The 9161-nt window shown below is 34.9% G+C and carries 10 protein-coding genes; 2 read left to right on the forward strand and 8 right to left on the reverse strand.

From position 1 onward, the window contains the following. Positions 1–97: 97 nt before the first annotated feature. Genes V2145_RS20870 through V2145_RS20880 form a run of 3 tightly spaced genes read right to left on the reverse strand, consistent with a single transcriptional unit; the run spans position 98 to position 2945 of the window. On the reverse strand, positions 98–1177 hold the full coding sequence (locus V2145_RS20870; protein ID WP_330988236.1) for a phage minor capsid protein: 1080 nt from the start codon (positions 1175–1177) through the stop codon (positions 98–100). Continuing rightward, positions 1174–1347 carry a hypothetical protein gene (locus V2145_RS20875; protein ID WP_330988237.1) on the reverse strand — a complete coding sequence of 58 codons (174 nt, stop codon included), beginning with the start codon at positions 1345–1347 and terminating at the stop codon, positions 1174–1176. The genes V2145_RS20870 and V2145_RS20875 overlap by 4 nt, the downstream gene beginning before the upstream one ends. Next, positions 1344–2945: a hypothetical protein gene (locus V2145_RS20880; protein WP_273122770.1), complete on the reverse strand. Its 1602-nt coding sequence runs from the start codon at positions 2943–2945 to the stop codon at positions 1344–1346. The genes V2145_RS20875 and V2145_RS20880 overlap by 4 nt, the downstream gene beginning before the upstream one ends. A 196-nt stretch (positions 2946–3141) precedes the next feature. On the opposite strand from V2145_RS20880, the gene V2145_RS20885 reads away from it, so the two are divergent. After that, positions 3142–3660, forward strand: coding sequence for a helix-turn-helix domain-containing protein (locus V2145_RS20885; protein ID WP_330988238.1), 519 nt, complete (start codon positions 3142–3144; stop codon positions 3658–3660). Positions 3661–3859: 199 nt separating this feature from the next. Here the strand turns inward: V2145_RS20885 and V2145_RS20890 are convergent, their stop codons facing one another. The 5 genes from V2145_RS20890 to V2145_RS20910 all read right to left on the reverse strand — a co-directional run bounded on the left by V2145_RS20890 (position 3860) and on the right by V2145_RS20910 (position 8618). Continuing rightward, on the reverse strand, positions 3860–5197 hold the full coding sequence (locus V2145_RS20890; protein ID WP_330988245.1) for a PBSX family phage terminase large subunit: 1338 nt from the start codon (positions 5195–5197) through the stop codon (positions 3860–3862). Next, complete coding sequence (terS, locus tag V2145_RS20895) at positions 5178–6002, reverse strand: phage terminase small subunit (protein ID WP_330988239.1); 825 nt, start codon at positions 6000–6002, stop codon at positions 5178–5180. The genes V2145_RS20890 and terS overlap by 20 nt, the downstream gene beginning before the upstream one ends. Continuing rightward, positions 5989–6240: a hypothetical protein gene (locus tag V2145_RS20900; protein ID WP_330988240.1), complete on the reverse strand. Its 252-nt coding sequence runs from the start codon at positions 6238–6240 to the stop codon at positions 5989–5991. The genes terS and V2145_RS20900 overlap by 14 nt, the downstream gene beginning before the upstream one ends. Positions 6241–6392: 152 nt before the next feature. Continuing rightward, complete coding sequence (locus V2145_RS20905; RefSeq protein ID WP_330988241.1) at positions 6393–7619, reverse strand: site-specific DNA-methyltransferase; 1227 nt, start codon at positions 7617–7619, stop codon at positions 6393–6395. Positions 7620–7703: 84 nt separating this feature from the next. Beyond that, the gene (locus tag V2145_RS20910) at positions 7704–8618 is read right to left on the reverse strand and encodes a hypothetical protein (protein WP_330988242.1); all 915 of its coding nucleotides are present in this window, start codon (positions 8616–8618) and stop codon (positions 7704–7706) included. A gap of 160 nt (positions 8619–8778) precedes the next feature. Between V2145_RS20910 and V2145_RS20915 the strand changes: the two genes are divergently transcribed. Continuing rightward, the gene (locus V2145_RS20915) at positions 8779–9153 is read left to right on the forward strand and encodes a hypothetical protein (RefSeq protein ID WP_330988243.1); all 375 of its coding nucleotides are present in this window, start codon (positions 8779–8781) and stop codon (positions 9151–9153) included. Positions 9154–9161: the final 8 nt, after the last annotated feature.

Consider the following 9161-nt stretch of genomic DNA (forward strand, 5'->3'; position numbering starts at 1 on the left):
CACTGCGTAAGGTGCAGGACCCGTGTACTCATGAAGCTTTTTTTGTCATCACACGGATTGGACAGCTTTTGTACAAAATAAAAAGGACTAGCGACCGCTACTCCAATGTTTTTAGCTCTTTATTCATTTGTCGATACTTAACTTGCATCTCCTGCCAAGACTTAGCATTTGACCGCTTAGCTCTACGAAAGGCACCAATAGTTTTATACATGCTATCACCTAAAACTGCCGAATACTTCTCATATAGTTTAAGTTCTTCATGCGCCTTTCTACGAATCTCTTGCTCTTTATCATATGCCCTTTTTTCAGCTGGGGAGCGGTTATCAACTGACAGACTAAAAGAATTCCATTTTTCTTGTTCTTCTTTAATCTCTGCATCAGTCTTATATTCAATGACATATGAGGAACAAGTACAGCGGCAATGAGGATGATATGGTGGCAATCTTACACCCACATCATTAATAGATTTAAAGCCTTTATGCTTACCAGTTAAGGAGATGACCATACCCGAATAACGACTACAGACATGGCATGTAGGCTTTTGTGAGCTAATCCTCACCAGGTCTACACCACTTTCCTTGTATCGGTTCACAGCACCTTGTGTCGAAGCATCTCGCATCTTTACACTTGTAACTATCTTCGCATATTTATCTAATCGAATTCGTTTATTATCAGAAGTAACAAAGCAAACCAACCCTTCTTCTTGAAAAGCCTTTGCTACCTTTTTACTTACAAATTTACGCGAATTACCTTTTATTAAACCTTTCGTGATTTCTTTCTTAGTTTTACTTAATACTCTTTTAATTGTTGTTACTGCACTATTTCTAGCGGTTCTAATAGCTGTACGTAAATCTTCAAGTGTATCACGCACTAATATTTTCAACGCAGCAACATGAAGCTTTTTTCTAACTACTTCAGCGGGAGTTAAAGCATCCACCTTAACATTTTGAGCAACTAAATCTTTTGTGGAATCGCTTACCGCTTGTAAATATGCTTTTTCTAGCTCTTTAGGCATCACTTCTGATGTTTTTAGACCTAAACTATCTAAAGCACTTAAAATAGCTTTAATAAGCTCCTGGGCATTCTTATCGTTTGTTAAGTCTTTAGCATTACCAACACGATTGAAAATCTCTTGTATAACTTGGGCAAAGTAATCAATAAGTTGGTTATAATTCATGAGTTAACACTCGAATTTTTTAATCCCATTACCTCTTGAAATGTCCTTAAAACAGCTGCCTTTCTGTTATCAACCGCTTCTTGTTCAAGTTTACTTTTATTGCTCTGTTGTATTTTCGAATAGTGCTCTATTTGATTAAGTGCTACTTCAATGCCTGTTAAAGACATCATCCTTCTTCCTCCTCAATGATATTGCCATCTAAATCACGATTATCATTAAGATTACCAGCCGTTTGTGGACCAGATAAGATACTTACACTATCAATTGTCTGCTTTTCCATTTCAATACGCTCAATTTCACTTTGGATCCATTCTTCAGAAGCATTTGGATTAGTCTTTCTTACAAAGGTTTCAAGTGACATAGCTCCAGCTTCATAAGCCGGTAAGTATTTCTCAATTAATTCTTCTTGATTAACCGGTACCATATTATTCAACCCTATATCAGGTTCCTCTATTAAAACTGCTGCATCTTTATGATTTGCCAACCATAAGCAGCTTTCAAAGAGTTGTTTTAAAAAATACACGTATTCAGACTGCAATTGCTCTGCTTTGGCAATTGACACGAATAAGTCATAAAACTTAGCCACACCACTTACAGCAGAAGCATTATTGTTTTCTGAATAGAAGTCGATAGCTTTTTGACTCGTACGTGTAGCAATTAGCATTTCTTTAATTAATTCATTCGCCCATTCAACACCGCCAATGTTTTTAACATCAACTTGAATGACTTCCATTGATTTACCGTTCTCGTCCATCGTTACAACTTCTAGCATTTCATGGTCAATAAAACCTCTACCCGCTTCACCAAACTGCTCAACAGCTGCATCTTCTAAAGCACTAAATATTTCTGATGTAATAGCTAGTCTAGGTGTAGAATTGCGTTCAAATACTAAGGCATTACGGGTGAGTCTCCAGTTAATTTCATCTTGATGTGCCAGATGTCCATCTAAACAAGATACACCTAGCGGATCTAAAAATGTCTTACCATTAGGCCAGTATTGAATAAATAAACGCGAACGACCTTTATATTCTTGGCTTAACTCTTTTATACCTAGCATGTTTCTAGCTTCCTCATCGCTAACAGGAGTTAACTTTTCACCTTCTAACTCAAATAGCATGTTAGAGGTTTTAAGGTCATCACCTTGAATTCGCTCTCTATATACGTGGAGATAATCCTTCTCGTTAAATGTGCGGTTATAAACTAAATCTGCTCCTAAATCATCTTCGTGAGGGTAATATACATCCCTTGATTTAAATTCAATCCTTAACCCTTTTGCATCTGCTCTAGGTACACCAACTAAACCACCATCAACCTGATGCTGGACAATATTCGGAAAGTGTTCTAATTGTAGTTTGCTATTCTTTTCAATTTGTCTTATTAATTCATTCTGAACATCGTTTACTTCAGCTGACTTTCCTTCTTCAGCACCTTCTATCAGTTCGTCCGTATCATCATTAATTAATTCATTTTGTTCAGAATCGTTAGCTAGAGAAGAAGTTATTTTACCAATACTACGAGAAATCAACATAGCAGGTGTTTCCGCTACCAGTTTAGAAATATTCAGCACAATATAAGGTGTCCTTACTTTGACATTCATTGCTGTATTTTTTACATATCTATCTGTAATCTCACCTTTTTGTATAAGTTGCTGAGCCCTCTCAAAATGAATTGCATGTTTACCTTTATAGATGTCGCGATAAGTATAAATGTCACCATGTAACTTTGAGACTAAGCTTTCATTCCATTTTACATTTTCCCAATTTATCATTTAATCACCTACTTTCATTCATTTTTTTGTATATCAAATACGATTTTAGTTTACATAAAACCATTTCTAGGTACCCCTACTAGCCTAAAAATCTAACTCAACCACTGGTTTATATAGGAGTTTATCAAAAACAACCAATATTATCGTGATTGTCTCCCTAATTTCGTCTATATTGGGAATGAAGGAGGAGAGGCAAATGAATCTAGGAGATAAATTAAAAGAACTTCGAAAAGAATATAATTACTCTCAACAACAATTAGCAGAAAAACTACATGTAACTGCACAAGCTATTTCGAAATGGGAAAACAATAAGTCAGTCCCAGATATTATAAACCTTGTTCAATTAAGTGAAGTATATAACATTAGTTTAGATTATCTAATAAAATCAGATAAGCAGTTACAAAAGAAACTATCTACAAACAATATTCGTTTAAAGGTTTTTAATTTCTTTGTACTTGCTTTCATTCTAGTCATGATCTTAGCTAGTAGTGTTTTAATAAAGGCTCAGTTCTTTATGTCACAGCATAGTTTAGGCGGATGGCTAATCATTAGTTTGGGCTTTTTGCTTATTATCTTTACCTTTTTAAGTCTGTATTGCTACATAGTAAAGAAAAAGTATTTTATATTCCTTTGGAGTGCTTTTTTAACATTAGGCTGTATCGTATTTATAGGGCTATTTTATGACTATATTATGCAATTACTATTTCCCTTATAAAGTCATTATAGTTTATGTATGCTCTATGCAAAGTTAGTTAACATAATCACTCCTATAGGAAGTTAAATAGAAAAAGAACCTTACAATAACAACGTTTGTAGAGGTTCTTTTTTTATGGTTTATGCACTTTTTCATACATCATTGATTTATCAACGTTTCCACAGCTTTAAAATAAATTATTTCCCAACTTCTTTGCATACTAACTCCAACCATTTGTACTGATAATTCCAGCTCGTTTTTTGAATATAACAGTATTTATAAAGTATCTATCTCCGTCTAAATGATGGTCATTTTGCTTTACTACTATATCCTCTCCACGATTGGCTGCTTTCTCATCCCACACATAAGAAGCAAACTCTCTGAACGTTTCAACGCATGTGTTATTATATTTAACTAGATTATTTACCAGTGCATTTGCAACATTCCTAATGCCGTCTAAGACATCGTTTTTAGCTTTTATGACCTTCATGTTATTTTTCTTTAACAACGCAATAAAAGAAGCAGCAGAAGGGTCTACGATAATACCTTTAATACCTCTGATTTCTCCAATAAATTCTTTTAGATCGTCTAAGTATTCCTGGTCAGTCTTTTGCTTGCTGCTTTTCCGACCATCATAATGATATTCTTTAACCTTATACCATATTCCGTTATATGAGCCCCATAAACCAAATGTGGTAGGGTTTTGAGTCCCGTAGTCACACGATACATAGTATTTAGTATAAGCACGGTTCAAAGGTTCAACTGTATGCTTATCTTTATCAAACATATCGTAAACTACACCCTCAGCAAGTACCCATAATCCTAAGATATATCTTTTGTAGAATACCCCACTATACATGTTGTAATAACGTTGTTTGATTGATTCGGATAATGATAGATTGTCGTTCATTGTAAAATGAACATGCAACAGGTTTTTTTCTTTCTTTTTATCAATCCAATTCGTCTTAAACCAGTGATACGGACCAGCGGGGTTGCAGTTAAACCAGTATTTTGAACCATCAACGGAACAACGACCAGTTGCTTGGTTTACAAAGCTTTCTGGCATAAGAGCTACCTCATCAAAGAACATTCCCGCTAGTGTAATACCTTGAATAAGGTCCTGAGATGCTTCATCTTTACCACCAAAGATGTAAAAATAATTTGTAACACCATTTTTAGTAACGGCTAGCATATTATCCGAACGATGATCACGAACCTTATATCTTCTTGATTTAAGCATCTTTTTTAAAGGCGTAATTACGTTACGACGCAAGGAACCAATTGTTTTTCCAGCCATACCGAAGTTCATATCGTCAAAGCTTTCCATTGCCCACATAACATAGGACAAAGCCATAGAGACTGTTTTTCCAGCACGAATGGAACCATCACATATAATTCCCTCTTTGTGTCTTACAGGAGATTTATTACGCCACCAAGTTAATACCTTAATTTGTTTATTAGAGAAGGGTTTAAATGTGAATGGAGCGGGCTTTATCTTTTTAGGCCTGGACATTAATATAGTTTGAAATGAGCTTTTATCAACCCTCTTCGTCACCATCGTCATCTTTCCACACCTCTTCTGTTCTGCCATCTAATGCAGCGATAAATCCATCATCCTCATATTCTTCCTCTTCACCAATGATACGTAATTTATCAAGTTCGAGCTTCTGCTTAGCAATAGCAAGCTTTTCTTCTTCTATAGCTAGGCTTTGCGTCATTTTCTCTAATTGCAAACGCCTATGATCGTCTTTACCACTTGTTTGCAAAAAAGTCTTAATTAATCCGCTAAGCACAGTCATTGCTCTTGATTGAGCCGTTAAAAAGTTACCATGCTTATCCCAAGCAAATTGTACTTCATATTCCTCCTCTGTGCTTCCACCGCTTTTAGAAAAGCTCTCTTTGCTTTTCTTTAATACTTTAGTTAAATCATGCTTATCTTGTACAAACATAATTTTTTGAGCACGAGCTATAGCTGTATATTGTAAAACAATTTGTTCCCACAAGATATCAAGCGGTGATTTCTTCTCAATCTCTTCGATGATATCAAAGGTTTCAGCATCATTAGGAAATATCTTTTTGAAAAAACCATGTGTCGTGGCATTGTTATTACTTTTAGGAGGACCACCTGTGTTATTTAGAGCATTTTTGTTACCTTTTGGTGCTCCTTTTTTCTTTTTAGCTGGCTTATTTTCCTTTTGCAAAGATATTGACGCATCATTTTCCCACTTATCTGTAGATTTCCATTTACGTATAGTGCTTGCAGTTACACCCAGTTGCTCAGCTAAATCCTTTAGCTTTATATCTTTATTTTCAAGCCATATTTGCTTGGCTTCATCCCTTCTAGGGTCTCTAATTCGAGCCATTTACATCACCGCCACCTCCGACTACTCGCTTGTAATTCTGTAGCATAATATCAATCTGTATTAACTTCTCAAGGTCGTCCACTTTATCCAGTTTCACTTTTCCTTCTTGAAAGTTTTTCAACCACTCTGCTAATCCAGCTTGAGTAATCTTGTGATATTTATTTAATGAATCATCAAATTCTTGCTTTAATGACTCCCTCTTTTTTCTAAGTGACTCAATATCATTGAACTTTTGCATTGTAACAACCCCCGCTACTATGTATGATAGTAAACGAGATAGTGGTTCCCTATAAAACGTGGCCACGTCTTTCCACTATCTCTTAGCGGAGGTTATCCGTTACGGGAAAAGAGTAGGTATGGTGTATCAGCACCGGACCTACTCTTTTTTATTTATAGCAACTTAGCTTCTTTACCTGTAAATTCTTCATATCTCTTAACAATAACATCACAATACTTCGGGTCTAATTCAGAAGTGTAACAAACACGTCCTGTTTGTTCTGCTGCTAATAGAGTAGAACCGCTTCCTCCGAATGGGTCAAATACCAATTCGCCAGGTTTTATCGAATTTTGAATACCTTTAGCAGGAATAGCAATTGGTTTCATTGTAGGATGATCACCGTTTCTTAGCGGCTTATCTACTTCCCAAACCGTTGTTTGTTTACGGTCTCCTTCCCAATGATGAGCGGCTCCTGGCTTCCAACCATATAATATAGGTTCATGTTGCCAGTGATAATCTTGCATACTGAGCGAAAAGTGATTTTTCACCCAAATAATACACTGTTTAAGAAGCCACCCGCTATCCTGAAGAGCCGTCCTAAAATTAATGCCTTCTCCATCAGCATGACAAACATAAATTGCTCCACCCTGTTTCGTGAAACTCAACATGACTGAATATGCATCGCAAAGAAATTGATAAAACGCTTCGTTATTCATATTGTCATTTTTTATAGTTAACGCATCATCTGTCTTACCTTTATAGTTAACATTGTAAGGTGGGTCAGTAAATACCATATCTGCTTGCTTACCGCCAAATAGCTTTTGAATTACATCTTTGTTTGTAGAATCTCCACATAATAAGCGATGTTCACCTAATAGCCATATATTTCCAGTTTTTGTTTTTGGCTCTTCAATTTCTTCATATGCTTGTTCTGAATCAAATTCGTCTTCTTTAATTTCTTTTTGCAACTCCTCTAATGTATTTGAAGACATTTCTTCTAAAAGCATATCTAAATCAGAATCTTCAAAACCAGTTAGCTCTAAGCCTAAAGAGGTCAATTCTAACTCTTTTAGCAAATCCGTTAGTTTATGGCTATCCCAATCACCACTAATTTTATTTAAAGCAAGGTTTAATGTTTTTTCTTCTTCATCATCCAGTTGTACAACAACAACTTCAAAATCCTTTGAACCTTCTTCATCTTTAAGAATCTTAAACCTCTGGTGTCCTCCCACAATGTTTGATGTACGTTCATTCCAAACAATAGGTTGAATATAACCGAAATGAGCAATTGAATTTTTTAATTGCTCATACTCCTTATCTCCAGGCTTCAAGTCTATACGAGGATTATAAGAAGCCGGGTTTATTTGGTCTAAATTCACAATTCTTGTATTTAACTTCACACATTGTACCCCCCAACTCTGCATATAAATGGGCAAAACAAAAAGCACCCCGGCTGCAGGATGCTCTTTGTTTTATCTATTTAGTTATGGAGTGAAAGTTTGTTCTCTAAATACGTCAATGTAATAAGGAACAATCGCTTTTGCTTTTTGAGCGTTAGCCGCATGATTATTTACTAAACTAATATAGTTATCTGGGAAATTCTTCGGAATTGGTTTAATAGTTAAATAGTCGTACTTGTCATGTATACCAATATAAACCTTCCATTTACCATTACTTTGCTTTTCAGCAGCCCAATCATAAGAAAACTTACCAAATGTTAAATAAAAATCTAAACCGGCATTTGCAATATTTGTAGAGCTACTTAGATTAAATGCCCCTACTGCTTTTCTTCCAGCTTTATTAGCTTTTTTAATTTCTTCTGCCATTGGAACTGAAATAGAAGTATATACTTTTGTTAAAGAAAACGCTTTAGCTAATGAACTACTATTAGAATATTGTCTATCTGACGGCTTGTCTTGTAAAGAATGATATAAAAAGTTTCCTGATGTTGGGAGTTTTACTGTTCCCATATACAATGACATTTTTTTAAACTGGTCTCGATACCAAGATTTAGCTTTTAGAGAAGTTGATTGAAGCATTACCTCTTGTCCTTCCATTACATTAGAAGGAGGCATAGTTAAAGGTACCTCATCTTGAAATGTTACATCTTCTTCAGCAATAATATCTTCAACTTGCTCTGCGGCAGCGCTATCTGATTTTATTTCATCGGCAAGCTCTAAAGCACTCTGGTCATATACAACTTCCTCAGGTTTAATAATAGCTTCTTCTACCAATGAGTCTTCGGTAGAAGGGAATGTTTGTGTACTTTCATCCCAAGGGTTAGAGATCATATTCTCATCATCACTTGCTGTACTTTCTGCAGCAAACGATGTAGTAGGTAACAACAAAGATGTAACAAGAAGAGTAGCTACAGGAATCTTTAATAATTTGTTTTTCATAAGTAATCTCCTTAAAATATAAAATAATAAACTAGTAATTTAGGAATATTCCAAGGGATATTCTACCATAATATAGATTAATATGGAATATTTTTATTAGAAATAAATGTGTTATAATGAAAATAATGGATAAAATACAAGGATAAAGGTGATTATAAATATGAAAAATACAATTCTTATAACACTTGTAGTTACTCTGGGTATATTTTTAACTGTTATCGCAGTTGGTACTATTTTGTTTATTAGTAGTGTTGCTACAGGTTTAGGTAGAGATGATGTAGCGGGCTTTTCTAATAATAAGTATGTAATTGGTCGACCTCCAACTTCGTACAACCTATATGAGAAACACAGTGGCATTACTATTTTAGATAATGTAATAGGTTATAAAAAGGAAAAAGAAAAAAGCTATGTGTTTGGTGAAGATACAAGTTATATAGTTATTGATGAAGAAAACGGATCTTATTCTAAAAAAGAAATTGAAAAAACCGACCCCAAATATAAAGATTTAATAAAAGGAATGAAAGAACTAAAATAAACACTTCC

The organism is Priestia sp. GS2, assembly GCF_036409025.1.
Classification (GTDB): Bacteria; Bacillota; Bacilli; order Bacillales; family Bacillaceae_H; genus Priestia; species Priestia aryabhattai_A.